Annotated in this window: 20 protein-coding genes; 12 read left to right on the top strand and 8 right to left on the bottom strand. The window is 62.5% G+C overall.

The genetic code is table 11. The features are described from left to right. Positions 1–56: 56 nt before the first annotated feature. Complete coding sequence (locus tag QMO82_RS21005; protein WP_179874100.1) at positions 57–341, bottom strand: BolA family transcriptional regulator; 285 nt, start codon at positions 339–341, stop codon at positions 57–59. Between the two features lie 102 nt (positions 342–443). Between QMO82_RS21005 and QMO82_RS21000 the strand changes: the two genes are divergently transcribed. The 5 genes from QMO82_RS21000 to QMO82_RS20980 all read left to right on the top strand — a co-directional run bounded on the left by QMO82_RS21000 (position 444) and on the right by QMO82_RS20980 (position 5,963). Further along, a complete protein-coding gene (locus tag QMO82_RS21000) occupies positions 444–1,061 on the top strand; it encodes a J domain-containing protein (protein WP_183608697.1) in 618 nt (205 codons plus the stop codon). Positions 1,062–1,368: 307 nt separating this feature from the next. Beyond that, the gene (gene cobS, locus QMO82_RS20995) at positions 1,369–2,361 is read left to right on the top strand and encodes a cobaltochelatase subunit CobS (protein ID WP_097618060.1); all 993 of its coding nucleotides are present in this window, start codon (positions 1,369–1,371) and stop codon (positions 2,359–2,361) included. Between the two features lie 13 nt (positions 2,362–2,374). Beyond that, positions 2,375–4,276, top strand: a complete 1,902-nt coding sequence (gene cobT / locus QMO82_RS20990; protein WP_183608698.1) for a cobaltochelatase subunit CobT — start codon at positions 2,375–2,377, stop codon at positions 4,274–4,276. A 16-nt stretch (positions 4,277–4,292) separates the two neighbouring features. Continuing rightward, positions 4,293–5,315: an esterase-like activity of phytase family protein gene (locus tag QMO82_RS20985; protein WP_183608699.1), complete on the top strand. Its 1,023-nt coding sequence runs from the start codon at positions 4,293–4,295 to the stop codon at positions 5,313–5,315. Positions 5,316–5,396: 81 nt separating this feature from the next. Continuing rightward, positions 5,397–5,963 (top strand): AAA family ATPase, encoded by a 567-nt coding sequence (locus QMO82_RS20980; protein ID WP_183608700.1) that lies wholly within the window; start codon positions 5,397–5,399, stop codon positions 5,961–5,963. A gap of 10 nt (positions 5,964–5,973) precedes the next feature. Here the strand turns inward: QMO82_RS20980 and QMO82_RS20975 are convergent, their stop codons facing one another. Continuing rightward, positions 5,974–6,609, bottom strand: a complete 636-nt coding sequence (locus QMO82_RS20975) for a VUT family protein (RefSeq protein WP_183608701.1) — start codon at positions 6,607–6,609, stop codon at positions 5,974–5,976. Positions 6,610–6,718: 109 nt separating this feature from the next. Then, positions 6,719–7,015 (bottom strand): 50S ribosomal protein L28, encoded by a 297-nt coding sequence (gene rpmB / locus QMO82_RS20970; RefSeq protein WP_008527777.1) that lies wholly within the window; start codon positions 7,013–7,015, stop codon positions 6,719–6,721. 241 nt (positions 7,016–7,256) lie between these two features. Between rpmB and QMO82_RS20965 the strand changes: the two genes are divergently transcribed. Together QMO82_RS20965 and QMO82_RS20960 are read left to right on the top strand one after the other, a co-directional pair. Further along, complete coding sequence (locus QMO82_RS20965; protein ID WP_183608702.1) at positions 7,257–8,036, top strand: DUF3108 domain-containing protein; 780 nt, start codon at positions 7,257–7,259, stop codon at positions 8,034–8,036. A gap of 31 nt (positions 8,037–8,067) precedes the next feature. Beyond that, positions 8,068–8,955, top strand: a complete 888-nt coding sequence (locus tag QMO82_RS20960; RefSeq protein WP_183608703.1) for a DMT family transporter — start codon at positions 8,068–8,070, stop codon at positions 8,953–8,955. A 2-nt stretch (positions 8,956–8,957) separates the two neighbouring features. Here the strand turns inward: QMO82_RS20960 and QMO82_RS20955 are convergent, their stop codons facing one another. After that, complete coding sequence (locus QMO82_RS20955) at positions 8,958–9,380, bottom strand: cupin domain-containing protein (protein WP_183608704.1); 423 nt, start codon at positions 9,378–9,380, stop codon at positions 8,958–8,960. After that, positions 9,380–10,150: a hydroxyacylglutathione hydrolase gene (gene gloB / locus QMO82_RS20950; protein WP_183608705.1), complete on the bottom strand. Its 771-nt coding sequence runs from the start codon at positions 10,148–10,150 to the stop codon at positions 9,380–9,382. The genes QMO82_RS20955 and gloB overlap by 1 nt, the downstream gene beginning before the upstream one ends. A 53-nt stretch (positions 10,151–10,203) precedes the next feature. Here gloB and QMO82_RS20945 point away from each other — a divergent pair, with 53 nt between their 5' ends. The 4 genes from QMO82_RS20945 (at position 10,204) to QMO82_RS20930 (ending at position 13,522) form a co-directional block, all read left to right on the top strand. Next, positions 10,204–10,980: a class I SAM-dependent methyltransferase gene (locus tag QMO82_RS20945; protein ID WP_003582647.1), complete on the top strand. Its 777-nt coding sequence runs from the start codon at positions 10,204–10,206 to the stop codon at positions 10,978–10,980. Between the two features lie 92 nt (positions 10,981–11,072). After that, positions 11,073–12,170 (top strand): histidinol-phosphate transaminase, encoded by a 1,098-nt coding sequence (hisC, locus tag QMO82_RS20940; RefSeq protein WP_183608706.1) that lies wholly within the window; start codon positions 11,073–11,075, stop codon positions 12,168–12,170. Further along, positions 12,167–13,093 (top strand): prephenate/arogenate dehydrogenase family protein, encoded by a 927-nt coding sequence (locus tag QMO82_RS20935; protein ID WP_183608707.1) that lies wholly within the window; start codon positions 12,167–12,169, stop codon positions 13,091–13,093. The genes hisC and QMO82_RS20935 overlap by 4 nt, the downstream gene beginning before the upstream one ends. Positions 13,094–13,102: 9 nt before the next feature. Next, positions 13,103–13,522: a GNAT family N-acetyltransferase gene (locus QMO82_RS20930; RefSeq protein ID WP_183608708.1), complete on the top strand. Its 420-nt coding sequence runs from the start codon at positions 13,103–13,105 to the stop codon at positions 13,520–13,522. A 13-nt stretch (positions 13,523–13,535) separates the two neighbouring features. Here QMO82_RS20930 and QMO82_RS20925 read toward each other — a convergent pair whose 3' ends face one another. After that, positions 13,536–14,552: a DUF2125 domain-containing protein gene (locus QMO82_RS20925; RefSeq protein WP_183608709.1), complete on the bottom strand. Its 1,017-nt coding sequence runs from the start codon at positions 14,550–14,552 to the stop codon at positions 13,536–13,538. A gap of 51 nt (positions 14,553–14,603) precedes the next feature. On the opposite strand from QMO82_RS20925, the gene QMO82_RS20920 reads away from it, so the two are divergent. After that, the gene (locus QMO82_RS20920; RefSeq protein ID WP_183608710.1) at positions 14,604–15,134 is read left to right on the top strand and encodes a gamma-glutamylcyclotransferase; all 531 of its coding nucleotides are present in this window, start codon (positions 14,604–14,606) and stop codon (positions 15,132–15,134) included. Here QMO82_RS20920 and QMO82_RS20915 read toward each other — a convergent pair whose 3' ends face one another. Further along, positions 15,135–15,932: a 1-acyl-sn-glycerol-3-phosphate acyltransferase gene (locus QMO82_RS20915; RefSeq protein ID WP_183608711.1), complete on the bottom strand. Its 798-nt coding sequence runs from the start codon at positions 15,930–15,932 to the stop codon at positions 15,135–15,137. A gap of 125 nt (positions 15,933–16,057) precedes the next feature. After that, positions 16,058–16,774 (bottom strand): YdcF family protein, encoded by a 717-nt coding sequence (locus QMO82_RS20910; protein WP_183608712.1) that lies wholly within the window; start codon positions 16,772–16,774, stop codon positions 16,058–16,060. Positions 16,775–16,826 lie beyond the last annotated feature (52 nt).

Below are 16,826 nucleotides of genomic sequence, written 5' to 3'. Positions count from 1 at the left end.
GACGCGCGGCGCTGTAGGATCGCGGGCCGCCAATGCCTATATAGGCTGCAGTGCCGCTACCAGCGGGTCGGTTCGCCGGGTGCTGCGGGTTCGACGGCCAGCGCATGCAGGCCGGCATCAAGTTCCGGTTTCAACAGGTCGGTGATCGCCCGGTGGCGCGCCAGCCGCGACATGCCGGTAAATTTTGCCGAAACGACCCTCACCCGCATATGGGTTTCGCCGGTGCCGGTGATATCGGGCTGATGGCCGGCATGCAGATGGCTTTCGTCGATGACGCTCAGGCGTTCGGGCGCGAAGGCTTCGATTAGCTTTTCTTCGATGCGGGTTCGCAGGGTCATCATCCAGTCTTGCTGCTTCGCGAAAAAGGTTCCCACCAAGCCAGCAACAAACCCGTTTGTCAATTCTTGTTGTCGCTTCGCGACAGCCCCATAATTAGCGCCGTCATGAGACTTGATTCAAAATATTTCGATCGCATCCGAACACGCCGCAAACGCGAGCCGGAGCCGGAGCAGGCACCGCCTACCTGTCAGTGGGACGGCTGCGACAAGAAAGGCTCGCATCGCGCTCCTGTCGGACGCAATGCGGAAGGCCAGTTCTTTTTGTTCTGCTTCGAGCACGTCAAGGACTACAACAAGGGCTACAATTATTTCTCCGGTCTTTCCGACGGCGAGATCGCGCGCTACCAGAAAGAGGCGATCACCGGCCACCGGCCGACATGGACCGTCGGCGTCAACAAGGCGGCGAAGGACAGTCCGCTGCATTCGGAGGTGCGCTCCGGCGCCTATACGCGCGTTCGCGATCCCTTCGGTTTCGTTAAGGAAGGCGGCAAGGGCAGCGGGCCGCGTTTTCCCCAGGCGCGCAAGCTGAAATCGCTGGAAACCAAGGCCTTCGATACGATGGGTCTCGACGCCAATGCGACCTCGGCGGAGATCAAGAGCCGCTACAAGGAACTGGTGAAGAAGCACCATCCGGACGCGAATGGCGGCGACCGCGGCTCGGAGGAACGTTTCCGCGCCGTCATCCAGGCCTATCAATTGTTGAAGCAGAACGGTTTTTGTTAATTCCCGTCCTTGCTCTTGGGCTTCAATCGGGTATGGTCCAAATCGGCTGAGGCCGCAGGCAAACGCGGCTCATTTTTGTGCGTTTTCCCGACATCGCCTCCGCCGACCTTCCGGACGCGGCGTTTCTTGTCCGGGACTCTTTCAAGAATGCTCGCACGCGGTCATTATCCCGCCGAGGTTTCGTTTCAGTCCCGGAGAAGTATCGCCGACGTTCCGACCTGGACGGGTGCGGAATAACTTCGCGGCGTCACGGTTGCGACATGGCGAGACAGTATGGCCGGGTGGCATCACCCGCCTTGGAGACATGATGAGCAAGATCGACCTTGATATATCAGAACTGCCCGATACCACCGTTTCGGTCCGCGAGGCCTTCGGTATCGATTCCGACATCCGCGTTCCCGCCTACAGCAAGGGCGACGCCTATGTGCCGGACCTCGACCCCGACTACCTGTTCGACCGCGAAACGACGCTCGCCATTCTCGCAGGCTTTGCCCATAACCGCCGCGTGATGATCTCCGGCTATCACGGTACGGGCAAGTCCTCGCATATCGAGCAGGTGGCGGCGCGCCTTAACTGGCCCTGCGTGCGCATCAACCTCGACAGCCATGTCAGCCGTATCGATCTCGTCGGCAAGGACGCCATCGTCGTCAAGGACGGGCTGCAGGTTACCGAATTCAAGGACGGCATCCTGCCCTGGGCCTATCAGCACAATGTCGCGCTTGTTTTCGACGAATATGATGCCGGTCGCCCCGACGTGATGTTCGTCATCCAGCGCGTGCTCGAATCCTCCGGCCGCCTGACGCTGCTCGACCAGAGCCGCGTCATTCGGCCGCACCCGGCCTTCCGTCTGTTTGCGACCGCCAATACGATCGGTCTCGGCGACACCACCGGCCTCTATCACGGCACGCAGCAGATCAACCAGGCACAGATGGACCGCTGGTCGATCGTGACGACGCTGAACTACCTGCCGCACGATCACGAAGTGAATATCGTTGCTGCCAAGGTGAAGAGCTTCGGCAAGGATAGGGAAGGCCGCGACACCGTCTCGAAGATGGTGCGGGTCGCCGACCTGACGCGCGCGGCCTTCATGAACGGCGATCTGTCGACCGTGATGAGCCCGCGTACCGTCATCACCTGGGCTGAAAACGCCGAGATCTTCGGCGATCTCGCCTTCGCCTTCCGCGTCACCTTCCTCAACAAGTGCGACGAGTTGGAGCGCCCGCTGGTCGCCGAGCACTATCAGCGCGCCTTCGGCGTCGAGCTGAAGGAAAGTGCCGCCAATATCGTTCTCGGAGCCTGAGGCCCGACCGATCATGGCAGCTCGCGGTGACAATTCGAAAGCAAAGCCCGGCGCGCCCGTCGACGTCGAGCCATTGCGCCGGGCGATATCAGGCTGCGTGCGCTCGATCGCCGGCGACGGCGATGTCGAGGTGACCTTCGCCAATGAACGGCCGGGGATGACCGGCGAGCGCATCCGGCTGCCGGAGCTTTCCAAGCGGCCGACGGCGCATGAGCTGGCGGTGACCCGCGGGCTTGGCGATTCCATGGCGCTGCGCCTTGCCTGCCATGACGAGAAGGTGCATGCGACGATGGCGCCGCAGGGCTCGGACGCCCGGGCGATCTTCGACGTCGTCGAGCAGGCGCGCGTCGAATCGATCGGCGCGCTGCGCATGGAGGGCATGGCGTCGAATCTGCGCTCCATGACGGAAGAGAAATACTCCAAGGCGAATTTCACCGGCATCGAGCGCCAGGAAGATGCACCGGTCGGCGAAGCCGTGGCGATGATGGTGCGCGAGAAGCTGACCGGCCAGCGCCCGCCGGCTTCCGCCGGCAAGGTGCTCGACCTGTGGCGCGGCTTCATCGAGGACAAGGCTGGGGCTGAACTCGACAATCTGTCGAGCGCGATCAACGACCAGCAGGCCTTCGCCAAGGTCATCCGCAACATGCTGTCGGCCATGGAAATGGCCGAGGAATACGGCGACGACGACAGCGACGCCGACAATGACGACCAGTCGGAGCAGGACGACCAGCCGAGCGGCGACGAGCAGGATCAGGACGAGGTCGACGAGGATGCCGGCACCGATGCCGCCCCCGTCGAGGACAGTGAAGTCGCTGACGAGCAGATGGAGGACGGCGAGACCGAAGGCGCCGAAATCTCCGACGACGACATGATGGAAGAGGGCGAGGACGATTCGGAAACGCCGGGCGAGACCCGCCGTCCGAACACGCCTTTTGCCGACTTCAACGAGAAGGTCGACTATCACGTCTATACCGAAGAGTTCGACGAGATCACCACCGCCGAGGAACTCTGCGACGCCGCCGAGCTGGAGCGACTGCGCGCCTTTCTCGACAAGCAGCTGGCGCACCTGCAGGGCGCGGTCGGCCGCCTCGCCAACCGGCTGCAGCGCCGACTGATGGCGCAGCAGAACCGCTCCTGGGATTTCGACCTGGAAGAGGGCTATCTCGATCCGGCCCGGCTGCAGCGCATCATCATCGATCCGATGCAGGCGCTTTCCTTCAAGATGGAACGCGACACGCAGTTCCGCGACACCGTCGTCACCCTGCTCATCGACAATTCCGGTTCGATGCGCGGCCGGCCGATCACCGTCGCCGCCACCTGCGCCGATATTCTCGCCCGCACGCTGGAGCGCTGCGGGGTCAAGGTCGAGATTCTCGGCTTCACCACCAAGGCCTGGAAGGGCGGGCAGGCGCGTGAAAGCTGGCTTGCCGGCGGCAAGCCGCAGACGCCGGGCCGCCTCAACGATCTGCGCCACATCATCTACAAGTCGGCCGATGCGCCGTGGCGCCGCGCACGCGCCAATCTCGGCCTGATGATGCGCGAGGGCCTGCTCAAGGAAAATATCGACGGCGAGGCGCTGATCTGGGCGCATAATCGCCTGCTCGCACGCCGTGAGCAACGCCGCATTCTGATGATGATTTCGGACGGGGCGCCGGTTGACGATTCGACGCTGTCGGTCAATCCGGGCAATTATCTCGAGCGGCACCTGCGCGCCGTCATCGAACAGATCGAGACGCGCTCGCCTGTGGAACTGCTGGCAATCGGCATCGGTCACGACGTGACGCGCTACTATCGCCGCGCCGTGACGATCGTCGATGCGGACGAGCTCGCCGGCGCGATGACCGAGCAGCTTGCCTCGCTGTTCGAAGATCAATCCACCCAGCCGCGTGGCGGCCGGTTTCGTCGTGCCGGCTGACGCCGCTGGAAGGAACATGATCGGTCGGCGGCTCCGCCGCGCGGCATTGGTTGCCCTCTGCATCGTCGCCGGCGCTTGCCCGTCATGGGCTGCCGACGATGTGCCGGTCATTAGCCGGCAAATCTCCGATTTCAGGATCGGTTCTTCGGAGACGAAATTCGGATCGCTGGAATTTCTGGGCGGGCTGGAGATGGTCTCCAGCAGAGCGCTGTTCGGCTCGCTCTCCTCCATCCGCTTCCGGCAAGATCAAAAACATTTTATCGTGGTGCTCGATACCGGCCAGTGGCTGACCGGCAGCATCGAGCGCGACGCCAAAGGCAGGCTTTCCGGTCTTTCCAATGTTGTTATCACGCCGATGAAGAACAGCGCCGGACGCAGCTTCGAGGGCAAGGGATATATGGATGCCGAGGGCCTGGCGCTCGACGGTGACCGCATTCTGGTCTCCTTCGAACAGCGCCATCGCGTCGATATCTATCCCGACCCCGGTTTTGCCCAATCGGGCGCGATCGGCACGCTGCCGATCCTCATCCCGCCGAAGATGCTGAGCGACAATCGCGGTATCGAGACCATCGCCGTGGCGCCGGCATCGAGCCCGCTCAAGGGTGGCGTGGTCATCGTCTCCGAACGCGGTCTCGACAGCGACGGCAACCGGCTGGCGGCCATTCTGAGCGGCCCCCTGAAAGGGCGTTTCGCGGTCGAGCGGGATGGCAGCTTCGACGTCACCGACGGCGCCTTCCTGCCGAACGGCGACCTGTTGCTGCTGGAGCGGCGTTTCAATATGGCCGAAGGCATCGGCATGCGCCTTCGGCGCATCAAGGGCGTCGATATCAGGCCCGACGCCGTCGTCGACGGCGAATTGCTGCTCGAAGGCAATTTCAACTCGCAGATCGACAATATGGAAGGCCTCGACGTTTTCCAGGCCGCCGACGGGACGACCCATATCATCCTGGTATCGGACGACAACCATTCGATCCTGCAGCGCAATCTGATGCTGGAATTCCGACTTTCCGACAGTGTGAAGCAGGCTGCGTCAGACTGATGTCACAAGCTTTGGCTATCGGATTGAACCGTAGTCGGCCCTTTTGAGCCATTGTCGTGAAGCCGCTGTCGGAGGGAAGTCATGGTGCATATCCATGTCATGGGCGCGTCCGGTTCCGGCACGACATCACTCGGCCTTGCGCTTGCCGAAAAGCTTGATATCGCCCATCTCGACACCGACGATTTCTTCTGGCTGCCGACCGATCCGCCGTTCACGATGCCGAGGGATGCCGACGAGCGCATTCGGCTGCTTCTTGAGGAGACGGCACGGCCTGACGGCTGGGTTCTCTCGGGATCGGCGCTGAAATGGGGAAGGCGGCTCGAGCCGCTCTACGATCTGATCGTGTTCCTCAGGATCGAGCCGGAGCTTCGGATGGCGCGCATTCGTGCGCGGGAGATTGTCCGATACGGCAACAGAATCGGACCCGGCGGCGACATGGAGGTGAAAAGCGGCAAATTCCTGGAATGGGCGGCCAGCTACGATACATCAGGTCCCGAACGCCGCAGCCTTGCGGCGCATGAGCAATGGCTGGAAACGCAGACGTCGCCGGTGTTGCGGCTCGATTCATCGCGAGAGATTGACGATCTGACTGCAGAGGTAGTTCTGCATCCGGCGATCGCCGCCGGTGCGGTTCGGCGGCCTCGGTGATTTTTGCTGCTCAGCCGGCGCGAGCGGCCTGCATCGGCCGCAGCACGTTCATCAGCGCGCCATAGGGCAGCAGCATGACCAAGCCGACGATCATCTTGACGGCGAAATCGCCGATCGCCCAGGAAATCCAACGCGGCGCCTCCGTGGCGAAGACGCCGAGAACGGGAGCCGCTTCCAGCGCGAAGGGGTCGTTCGGGCCGAGGAAGACGAAAAACGCGGCGAAGGACAGCGAGAAGAACATCACGGTATCGAGCGCCGAGCCGATCAGCGAGCCGACGAGCGGCGCGCGCCACCAGGCCTGGCGGCGAAGGCGGTTGAAAACGGCGATATCGAGCAGCTGGCCGGCGAGATAGGCCGAGCCGGAGGCGATGGCGATGCGCGGCACCGAGGTGAAGAAGGACAGCGTCACGCCGACGACGAAGCCGGCAAAGACGACTTTGCGGGCTGCCTGCGGGCCGAACTGGCGGTTGGTCAAGTCGGTGATCAGGAAGGCGACCGGATAGGAGAAAGCGCCCCAGGTCAGGATGTCGGCAAGGTTGATGCCCGCGACTTCAGCGTTCAGCGGAAACTGGACGAGGAAATTGGAGGCGACGACGACAAGCGTCATCAGGGCGACGTAGGCGATGGTATAGCGCGTCTTCAGCATTTTTTTATCCTGGGTGATGCCACCAGTTGGAGTGCTCAGGCAAAGCAAAAGGCCTGACCGGTTTTACCCGTGCAAGCCTTTTGAAGCCGTATGAAAGAAGTGCAGAAGCTTACGCAGCAGCGGCTTCGGCGGTCTTCTTGACGATCTGGCGGCGCAGCAGGCGCGCGCGCATCGACAGTTCGTTTTCGCTTGCCTTGATCAGGAAGGCATCGAGGCCGCCACGATGCTCGACGGAGCGAAGAGCAGCAGCCGAAACGCGAAGACGATAACGCTGGTTGAGAGCGTCTGAGATCAGCGTTACCTGGCACAGGTTCGGCAGGAACCGGCGCTTGGTCTTGTTGTTGGCATGGCTGACATTGTTACCAGTCAGGACGGCCTTGCCGGTCAATTCGCACACGCGGGACATGGAACACCTATTCTTGTTTTTCTCGGGCCATCGAATTGCCATTCCCGGCAAAACCGGGCTCGCAATCCAACAGGCATGATTGGAAAGTTGCGGTTCTATAGTCAGACAGGCTGCTCGCGTCAAGCCAAACCTTGGCCTTTCCCGCAATTCTGTCAAAAAGCTGCTGTTTTCTTCCCTTCACGGCAGGAGTATAGAGCGCTCGGCAAAGGCTGCCGGCGCGCGGCAAGACAAGGCTTTATTCATGGCTCATTCGGGCAGACGGATTTTCATTTCGGCCATCACAGCGCTTCTTGCCATACCGGCATCAGCCGCCGAAATCCAGCATCGAACGGAATACCGGGTGACGCTCGCCGGCCTGCCGATCGCGCGCGCTGCGTTCCTGACCGAGATCGAGGACGATCACAGCTACAAGATCGCCGGCAGCATCAGTTCGGCCGGTCTTGCCGACCTCATCACGACGATTTCGGCCAAGACCAGCGTCACCGGCGTCGTGCGAGACGATAGGCTGCAGGCGCAGAAATATTCGCTCTATTACAAGAGCGGCAAGAAGGCCCGCGTCTACGAGGTCAGCTACCGCAACGGCGACATCATCTCGGCGACGACGACGCCGCCGCCGAAACGTCCGAAGAACTGGATCGATGTGACGCCGCGCGATATGCGTTCGGTGCTCGATCCGATCTCCGGCCTGGTCTTCACCGGCGACACCAAGGTCTGCTCGCAGACGCTGCCGATTTTCGACGGCGAGACGCGTATGGATCTGGTGCTCTCGCCGAAGGGCGACGAGGATTTCTCGACCAACGGCTTCAAGGGCAAGGCTGTTGTCTGCGGCGTGCGCTTCGTGCCGCGCTCGGGCTACAAGAAGGGCCGCAAGGACATCGTCTATCTCAGCAAGAGCGACCGGATGGAAATCTGGTTTGCCAAGTCGGAGGTGGCAAATGTATACGCTCCTGTCTATGTGCGCATTCCAACCGAATATGGAATGGTGACGATCACTGCCGTCAAATACGGCAGCAACAGCTGACGGGGCTTATCGCCTCCGTGAAGGGGGACGGATGAAGCTTCGCGCGACATTGATCGGTTTTACGGCCATATTGATGTGGTCGTTCCTGGCGCTGTTGACGGCCGCCTCCGGCAAGGTGCCGCCGTTTCAGCTTTCGGCCATCTGTTTTGCGATCGGCAGCCTTCCCGGCCTCGCCGTGCTGATCGTCAACCCGTCACGGCTGGCGCTGCTGAAGCAGCCGGCCAAGGTCTGGGTGATCGGTATTGCAGGGCTGTTCGGCTATCATTTCCTCTATTTCACCGCGCTGAGGAACGCGCCGGCGGTGGAGGCGGGGCTGGTCGCCTATCTCTGGCCGCTGTTGCTCGTCGTCGGTTCGGCGCTGCTGCCGGGCGAACGGCTGCGCTGGTATCATCTGGCAGGGGCGCTTGCCGGGCTTTGCGGCACGTTCCTGATCGTCGGCCGCAACGGCATCGATTTCGACGGCGCCTATGCGGTCGGTTACGGGGCCGCCTTTCTCAGCGCTTTCACCTGGTCCGGCTATTCGCTGCTGACGCGGCGTTTCGACGCCGTCTCCACGGATGTGGTCACCGGCTTCTGCCTTGCGACCTCCATGCTGTCGCTGTTCTGCCATCTCGGCCTGGAGACGACCGTCTGGCCGGCAACCGGCTTCGAATGGCTTGCCGTCGCCGGGCTCGGGCTCTTGCCCGTGGGAGCTGCCTTCTACGCCTGGGATCACGGCGTCAAGAACGGCGATATCCAGATCCTCGGCGCGGCCAGTTATGCCGCACCGCTGCTTTCGACGCTGATCCTGACGCTGTTCGGGTTTGCCGAGCCGAGCTGGCGCATTGCTCTCGCCTGCCTGCTCGTCACCGGCGGGGCGGTGCTGGCCGCCCAGGACATGTTCCGCCGCAAGGTCCCGCCGCCCGTGGCAGCCGAATGATCTCAGCCGCTGGGCTTCCAGCCGGGCGGGGCCATCTCGAAGCTCGAAAATTCGAAGCCGGGCGAGACGGTGCAACCGACCAGGGTGAAGTCGCCGAGGCTTTCGGCCGATTGCCAGCAATTGGCGGGAACGATCGCCTGCGGCCGCTCGCCGGCGGACAGGTTCGTTCCAAGCGTCAACGTCTCGCTTGCCGTTCCGTCTTGCGAGCGATGCAGCGCGAGCGGCGCGCCGGCATAGTAGTGCCAGACCTCGGCGGCGTCATGGACGCGGTGCCAGTGGGAGCGCTGTCCCCTGGTCAGCAGGTAGTAGATCGCCGTCGAGTGGCCGCGGTCGCCGCCCGCCGTATCGCGGTATGTCTGCACATACCAGCCGCCTTCGGGATGCGGCTGCATGCCGAGGGCGCGGATGATGTCTTCGGGAGACATCAGAAATTGTCCTTGCGCTTGCGGATCTCGGCAAAGACTTCTTCGTTGGTCTTGCCTTCCATCAACAGATTGCGGCGGATCGCCGGATCGGCGGCGCGCAGGAACGGATTGGTTTCCTTTTCCAGCCCCAGCGTCGTCGGAATGGTGAATTTGCCGTCGGCGCGCAAGGCCTCGATCTCGGCGGCACGGCTCTTCAGCCGCTCATTGCCGGGATCGACCGTCAGGGCGAAGCGGGCGTTGGACAATGTGTATTCATGGCCGAAATAGACGGCAGTCTCATCGGGCAGCACGGCGAGTTTCTGCAGTGAATGCCACATGTCGGCGGCCGGGCGTTCGAACAGCCGGCCGCAGCCGAGCGCAAACAGCGTGTCGGCGGCAAAGAGCAGCTTGTCATCGGCAAAGTGATAGCAGATGTGGCCAGCGGTGTGGCCGGGTGTCTCGATGACGTTGACCGTGTGATCGCCGAACAGGAAGCTGTCGCCATCGGCCATCGTCCGGTCGAGACCGGGAATGGCAATGGCCTCGTTGATCGGGCCGATGATCTCGCAGCCGAACTTCTCCTTCAGCGCCAGGTTGCCGGTGACATGGTCGGTGTGGTGATGGGTGGTGAAGATATGGGTGATCTTCCAGCCTCGGCGTGCCGCCGCCTCCAGGATCGGCGCTTCCTCCGGCGCGTCGATCGCCGCGGTAAACCCTGTTTCCGGATCGTGGACGAGAACGCCGAAATTGTCGGTGCGGCAGAGAAAAACGTCTAATTCCAACGGTTTCATCGTTCAATAATCCCTTGTCATGCGAGTCTCGCGGAAATGTAGAGGTTCCGGCCTTGAAGTCCAACCGCCCGCTGATAACATTTATCGCAATGCACGCCGATATCGTCGACCTACGCCAGTTCTATCATTCCGAGCTCGGGCGTCTTGCCGAGCAGTCGATCGCCATGGCGCTGTCCTCGCTCTGGGTGCGGCTGCCGCAGGAGCGTCTGGTCGGCCTCGGCTATGCCGTGCCCTTCCTCGACCGCTTCCAGGCCGATACCGAGCGCACCTTTGCTTTCATGCCGGCCGGGCAGGGCGCGGTGAACTGGCCGATGGGCTCGCTCTCTTCGACGACGCTTGTTTTCGACGAGGAACTGCCGCTGCCGGATTCCTCGATCGACCGGGTGCTGATGGTGCATTCGCTGGAATTCGCCGAAAGCCCGCGGGAGACGCTGAAGGAGCTCTGGCGGGTGCTGGCGCCCGGCGGACGGCTGGTTATCGTCGTGCCGAACCGGCGCGGCGTCTGGGCGCGCATGGAACATACGCCCTTCGGTTCGGGCCGCCCCTATTCGCGCGGTCAGCTGACGCATCTGCTGCGGGAGACGAATTTTACCCCCGGCGCAACGGCCGAAGCGCTGTTCTTCCCGCCTTCGAAGCTCAGGACCATCCTGCGCCTTCGCCGCGCCTTCGAGCGGATCGGCCGGACGCTGTGGCCGGCCTTCTCAGGCGTCATCATCGTCGAGGCGCAGAAGCGGCTCTATCAGGGGCTGCCGGTTGCGGCGCGCGCCTCTCGCCGCGTCTTCGTGCCGGTTCTCGCCCCACACGGTGTACCGACCACACGCAACCGGTAAGGCCGTCCGGCTCTCGACAAGAACCGCATTCCGCTTTAATGCCACGGGGTAATTTTCCGGCAAATTCCAAGGTCGATCCCATGAGCGTTGAGATGAGCAAGCCCGTTCCGCGTCCCGGTATTCTCGATATCGCATCTTATGTTCCGGGGAAGGAACATGTGCCGGGCGTTGCCCGCGTCTACAAGCTTTCGTCCAACGAAACGCCGCTCGGTGCCAGCCCGAAGGCGATCGAGGCCTTCAAAGCCGCCGGCGGCGATCTCGGACGCTATCCCGACGGGCAGGCGATCGAACTGCGCGAGGCGATCGCTGCCGTGCACGGTCTCAATCCGGCAAACATCCTGTGCGGCAACGGTTCCGACGAACTGCTCGGCCTGCTTTGCCATGTCTATCTCGGCGCCGGCGACGAGGCCATCATCACCGAGCACGGCTTCCTCGTCTACAAGATCCAGATCATGGGCGCGGGCGCGACGCCGGTCGTCGTCAGGGAAAAGGATTATACCGTCGATGTCGACGCGATCCTTGCGGCGGTGACGGAGAAGACCAAGATCGTCTTCATCGCCAATCCCGGCAATCCCACAGGCACCTATGTTCCGGTCAGCGAGATCCGCCGCCTGCAAGCCGGACTGCCGAAGCATGTCGTTCTGGTGCTCGACGCGGCTTACGCCGAATATGTGCGCCGCAACGATTATGAAGCCGGCATCGAGGTCGTCTCCTCCAATGCCAACGTGGTGATGACCCGCACCTTCTCGAAGGCCTACGGCCTGGCGGCACTGCGTGTCGGTTGGATGTATGCGCCCGTCGAAATCGTCGACGCGTTGAACCGCGTGCGCGCGCCCTTCAATTTGAACGCACCGGCAATTGCCGCGGGTGCTGCGGCCATCCGCGACCAGGCCTTCATCCAGCAGGCCGTCTCCTTCAACCAGATGTGGGTGGAGACGCTCACCCAGGCGCTCGAGGCGATCGGCCTGAAGGTGACGCCGTCCGTCGCCAACTTCGTCCTCATCCATTTCCCCGATATCGACGGCAAGCGCGCCGCGGATGCCGACGATCTGCTGACGAGCCGGGGCTACATCCTGCGTGCCGTGCGCAGCTACGGCTTCGCCAATGCGCTGCGTATGAGCGTCGGCCCCGAAGAGGCCAACCGCGGTGTCATCGCCGCGCTCACCGAATTCATGGGACGCAACGCATGAACGTGCAGTTCGATCGTATCGCGCTGATCGGCATCGGCCTGATCGGCTCTTCGCTCGCCTACGACATCCGGCGGCTCGGCCTTGCAAGAGAGATCGTTGTCGCGACGCGCAGCGCCGATACGCTGAAGCGTGCGGAAGAGCTCGGTCTCGGCGACCGCTACACGACGTCTTCGGCCGATGCCGTCAAGGAAGCCGATCTGGTGATCGTCTCGGTGCCGGTCGGCGCTTCGGAAAGTGTGGCGAAAGAAATATCTGGGAGCCTGAAACCCGGGGCTATCGTCACCGATGTCGGCTCCACCAAGGCCTCGGTCATCGCACAGATGCTGCCGCACATGCCTGACAATGTGCATTTCATCCCCGGCCATCCGCTGGCCGGCACGGAAAAATCCGGCCCGGATGCCGGCTTTCCCGGTCTCTTCGAAGGCCGCTGGTGCATCTTCACGCCGGTCGCAGGCACCGACGAGGCGGCGATGAAGCGGCTGCGCAGCTTCTGGGAAGCGCTCGGCTCGAAGGTCGACGAGATGGATGCGGAGCATCACGACAAGGTGCTCGCCATCGTCTCGCACCTGCCGCATATCATCGCCTACAACATTGTCGGCACCGCCGACGATCTGGAGACGGTGACGGAGTCTGAAGTCATCAAATATTCGGCCTCCGGCTTTCGCGACTTCACCCGCCTTGCTGCGTCCGACCCGACCATGTGGCGCGACGTCTGCCTGCACAATCGCGATGCGATCCTCGAAATGCTGGCACGCTTCTCGGAGGATCTCGCCTATCTGCAGCGCGCGATCCGCTGGGGTGAGGGCGACAAGATTTTCGAACTCTTCACCCGCACGCGCGCCATCCGCCGGTCGATCATCCAGGCCGGCCAGGACGTCGACGCGCCCGATTTCGGCCGCCCCCACGCGCTGGATAAGAAGTAGCCGACCGCGATGGTGGAGGTGGCGAGCGCTAGTCAGGCCGACATCGACTGGCTGGCTTGCGAAGATGCCAGCGCCGGCAAGGCATGGGTATCGCGTTGCGTGACGCTCGGTGAATATCTCATCGCCCGGGAGGCCGGCGAAATTGTCGGCTTCCTGCGCTTCTCCCGCTTCTGGGGCAGGGTTCCCTATATGGAAATGATCCGCGTTGTGCCCGGCCATCGTCGGTCGGGCGTGGGCACCGCGCTGTTTCTCGCCTGGGAGGCAGCCATGCGCGGCGAAGGCGCTCGTTTGCTGATGACGTCGAGCGAATGCGACGAGAGCCGGCCGCAGGACTGGCATCGCCGCAACGGATTTACCGAAACCGGCGCAATCGAGTTGCTTGGCGTGCAATCGGTGCCCGAAGTCTTCTTCATCAAGCGGATAGGCTGAGAGGCGATATACGTCAGATCGGCGGGATACGACCGAGAGGGATGAAGCCGCTGACGGTGGCGTTGCCGTGATCGACGACGAGATCGACCGAGACCTTGTCGCTGCCGTTGGCGAGCGCTTTCAGGAGCTTCGTGGCCGTGTTCACCGTCGAGGCGATATCCGGGAAGGCCTGTTTCAGGCTGTGACCCCAGGGGCCGAGCTGTTCGATCTCCAGCTTGAATTTTCCAGAGAGAAGACCCTGCTCGTCGAAGGAGAAGGGGCCGGTGAGCGTCATCACCTTGCCGTCGCCGATGTCGGCGACGATGCGGCGCAGTTCGCCGGCGGCACCGTTGAGGCCGCTCGGATCACTGCCGTCGATCAGGCCGGCCTTGCCGGCGATGGTCAGATCGATGCTCGCAGATAATTTCGGGAAGATCTGCGGCCAGTCCTTGATCGCCGTGTTGGCATCCTGCACCGAGATCGCGCCATCCAGATCGGCGCCGTTCTGACGCAGATGGATTTCGGTGCGAGCGGCATCGAAGCTCATGGTCTGGCCGGTATAGGAGGAGACGGCCGTCGCCTTCAGGCCCTCGATGACGGTCGAGCTGCGGTCGATGCCTCTGAGCCTGGTCGCCAGGCTCGCTTGCAGGTTCGTCCATTGAGCCGAGATCGAAAGGCCATTGGTGGTGCGGATCTCGGCCGGCGAATCGAGTTCCCAGACGATATTGCCGGGGGCGTAGACCTGGGCTGCCGAGCGCAGCGCGCCGAAGCTGGCGGAGACGCCGTTGACATTGTCGTCGACATCGACCTTGGAGCAGAACAGGCCGATGCGGAAGGGATAGCCGCGGAATTCGATATCGGAGCATTCGCCGCTGACGCCAGCCTCTCCGCGCGGCGCGATCGCTTTCAGCACCGTGGTCTTCAATGCCGATGCCGCATAGAACCAGCCGCCGGTATAAAGCGCGATCAGCAGGAGGACGCCGCTACCCAGCAACGAGAATTTCTTGCCGCTGCCGGATTGGCCGCTGCCGGATCGGCTTGACGCTGCCATGATGGTTCTCCAATGGTGAATCGCAAATGTGATTCCGGTCTGGCGTGCGATATGGACGAATTTTGGGTGTTTGGCTACGGTTCGCTGATGTGGAATCCGGGCTTCGAGTTTTTGGAACGGGCAGATGCTCTGGTGCATGGTTACAGGCGTTCGCTCTGCGTCCGCTCCTTTGTCCATCGCGGCACGCGCGACAGTCCGGGTCTCGTCCTCGGCCTCGACAGAGGCGGCGCCTGCCGCGGCATGGCTTTCCGCATTTCATCGGAAAAATGGGACGAGGTGATCGATTATCTTCGCGCCCGCGAACTGGTCACCAATGTCTATCTGGAGCGGCGGGTGCGGCTGCAATTTACCGGAGGCCGCAGGGTGGAGGCGGTTACCTACGTTGCTGATCGCGACCATGAGCAATATGCCGGCACGCTCGACGCATTCGAGGCGGCGCGCGTGGTGAACGAGGCCACCGGCCAGTCCGGGCCGAACGATGCCTATGTCTTCAACACGCTGGCGCATCTGAGGCAGATGGGCATTCGTGATCAGTGGCTGGAGCAGGTCGCCAGTGAAGTGGAGCGGCTGCGCGCCGCCTGATCAGGCCGTCGCCGCCTTCACCTTGCGGAGTTCCGCCAGCCGTTCGATCGTCGTCGGCGGCAACGGCAGATGCGGATTGCGTTCCACGGTATCGAGCAGGAGCTCGTCGCTTGCCCTCTCCGTCGCCTCGATCAGGTGGGCGAAAAAGGCGTCCGGATCCATTCCCGGCATGATCGGCGGCAGGATCCTCACCTTGAAATGGCCGGGATAACGGCGGAAGCTCCGCCGCGGCCAGAAGAGGCCGGGATGCATGGCGATCGGCACGACCGGGATGTTGAGGTCGCGGTACATGCGGGCGATGCCGTATTTATAGAGCGGCTCTGCCCCCGGCGGACGGCGGGTGCCCTCGGGATAGATGATCAGCTGGCGGCCGGTCGAAAGCTCTTGCCTGGTGCGATTCAGCACCTCCACCATCACCTTGCCGCGGGCGCCGCGGTTGACCGGGATCACTCGCTGCTTCTTGGCATACCAGCCGAACAGCGGAATCCACATCAGCTCGCGCTTCAGGATGTAGACCGGGTCTTTCAGCCAAGGCAGCAGCGCATAGGTATCCCAGAAGGACTGGTGCTTCGGCGCCAGGATGTAGCTGCCGTCAGGCAGGTTCTCCAGACCCTCGATCTCGAAGGTCGTACCGACGATCACCCGCATCAGCCAGTGGTTGGAACGCGCCCAGTTCTTCGGGATCGCATAGGCGGTCAGGCGCGGCGCCACGAAGTAATAGGGCGAAAGCACGATCATCCGGATGATGAGGTTGGCGTAGAAGATCGTGTTGAAGAGAACGGAACGCAGGGCGATCATGAAACTTTCCCGAGGCATGCTCACGCGACCGGCCTACACGATATTGCCCGTCATAAAAAGCGTTTGATGATGCCTCGATGCGAAAGCCTGGAGCATTCGTGATTTCTTCCGAGAAACGGATGGCTTTAGTTCTGGCCGGACGCACTTGCCGAGCGTAGCCCGGTGTGACGGCCGAAGCCGGTAATGTTGCGGGCGCCGGCCAGCAGCACCTTTGCATATTCGGCAAGCATGACGCGCATCGCATTCGGGTCGGTGAACCAGTTGCGGCTCTTCAGATCCGAGTTGACGACGGGATAGGCGATGAACTCGATATCGGGATCGACATAGGAGAGCTCGGCGAGGCTTCGCGGCATGTGATAGTTGTTGGTGACGATCAGGACGCTGCGGTATCCCTTGGCGTGGATCCAGTTGGAGGCTTCCTCGGCATTGCCGATGGTGTCGATCGCATCGTAGCCGATATCGACACAGCAGGAGAAGAGATCGGCCGAGCCCTGGGTCATCTTGCGGATCTGCGCCGGCGTCGTCGTCGGATGGACGCCGGAAATCAGCAATCGCTTGCCGGCACCCTTCTGCAGCAGTTCTACGGCCTGGTCGATGCGCTGGTAGCCTCCCGTCAGCACCACGATCGCATCCGCTTTCGGCTCGGCCGGGGGCTTGAGCGTCGTGACGGAATCGGCAAAACGCAGGAAGCCGCCGAACACCAGCGCCATTGCCAGCACGCAGGCAAAGCCGCCCCAACGCAGCAAGCGGCGGATCAGCCCGCGCCGCGGCGGCAAAGCCGCCGGGCTGGCAAGCTCCGGGTCTTGGTGAATCGGGTTGGGTGTCGTATCTCCCATGGTCATGAATCGTGACTATACGCTGATTGCGGCGCGGAACAGACGCTTTCCTGGCAAA

This window comes from Rhizobium sp. BT04 (assembly GCF_030053135.1).
GTDB lineage: Bacteria > Pseudomonadota > Alphaproteobacteria > Rhizobiales > Rhizobiaceae > Rhizobium > Rhizobium binxianense.
This window is presented reverse-complemented; position numbering and strand designations above follow the sequence as displayed.

Coding starts and splice junctions, on each gene's coding strand:
- QMO82_RS20965 (WP_183608702.1), top strand. CDS start 7,257: ATGGCTCATTCGGGCAGACGGATTTTCATTTCGGCCATCACAGCGCTT.
- QMO82_RS20935 (WP_183608707.1), top strand. CDS start 12,167: ATGAACGTGCAGTTCGATCGTATCGCGCTGATCGGCATCGGCCTGATC.
- QMO82_RS20975 (WP_183608701.1), bottom strand. CDS start 6,609: ATGCTGAAGACGCGCTATACCATCGCCTACGTCGCCCTGATGACGCTT.
- gloB (WP_183608705.1), bottom strand. CDS start 10,150: ATGAAACCGTTGGAATTAGACGTTTTTCTCTGCCGCACCGACAATTTC.
- QMO82_RS20930 (WP_183608708.1), top strand. CDS start 13,103: ATGGTGGAGGTGGCGAGCGCTAGTCAGGCCGACATCGACTGGCTGGCT.
- QMO82_RS21005 (WP_179874100.1), bottom strand. CDS start 341: ATGATGACCCTGCGAACCCGCATCGAAGAAAAGCTAATCGAAGCCTTC.
- QMO82_RS20915 (WP_183608711.1), bottom strand. CDS start 15,932: ATGATCGCCCTGCGTTCCGTTCTCTTCAACACGATCTTCTACGCCAAC.
- QMO82_RS20910 (WP_183608712.1), bottom strand. CDS start 16,774: ATGACCATGGGAGATACGACACCCAACCCGATTCACCAAGACCCGGAG.
- QMO82_RS20920 (WP_183608710.1), top strand. CDS start 14,604: ATGGACGAATTTTGGGTGTTTGGCTACGGTTCGCTGATGTGGAATCCG.
- QMO82_RS20985 (WP_183608699.1), top strand. CDS start 4,293: ATGATCGGTCGGCGGCTCCGCCGCGCGGCATTGGTTGCCCTCTGCATC.
- QMO82_RS20980 (WP_183608700.1), top strand. CDS start 5,397: ATGGTGCATATCCATGTCATGGGCGCGTCCGGTTCCGGCACGACATCA.
- cobS (WP_097618060.1), top strand. CDS start 1,369: ATGAGCAAGATCGACCTTGATATATCAGAACTGCCCGATACCACCGTT.
- QMO82_RS20925 (WP_183608709.1), bottom strand. CDS start 14,552: ATGGCAGCGTCAAGCCGATCCGGCAGCGGCCAATCCGGCAGCGGCAAG.
- QMO82_RS20960 (WP_183608703.1), top strand. CDS start 8,068: ATGAAGCTTCGCGCGACATTGATCGGTTTTACGGCCATATTGATGTGG.
- QMO82_RS20955 (WP_183608704.1), bottom strand. CDS start 9,380: ATGTCTCCCGAAGACATCATCCGCGCCCTCGGCATGCAGCCGCATCCC.
- hisC (WP_183608706.1), top strand. CDS start 11,073: ATGAGCAAGCCCGTTCCGCGTCCCGGTATTCTCGATATCGCATCTTAT.
- rpmB (WP_008527777.1), bottom strand. CDS start 7,015: ATGTCCCGCGTGTGCGAATTGACCGGCAAGGCCGTCCTGACTGGTAAC.
- cobT (WP_183608698.1), top strand. CDS start 2,375: ATGGCAGCTCGCGGTGACAATTCGAAAGCAAAGCCCGGCGCGCCCGTC.
- QMO82_RS21000 (WP_183608697.1), top strand. CDS start 444: ATGAGACTTGATTCAAAATATTTCGATCGCATCCGAACACGCCGCAAA.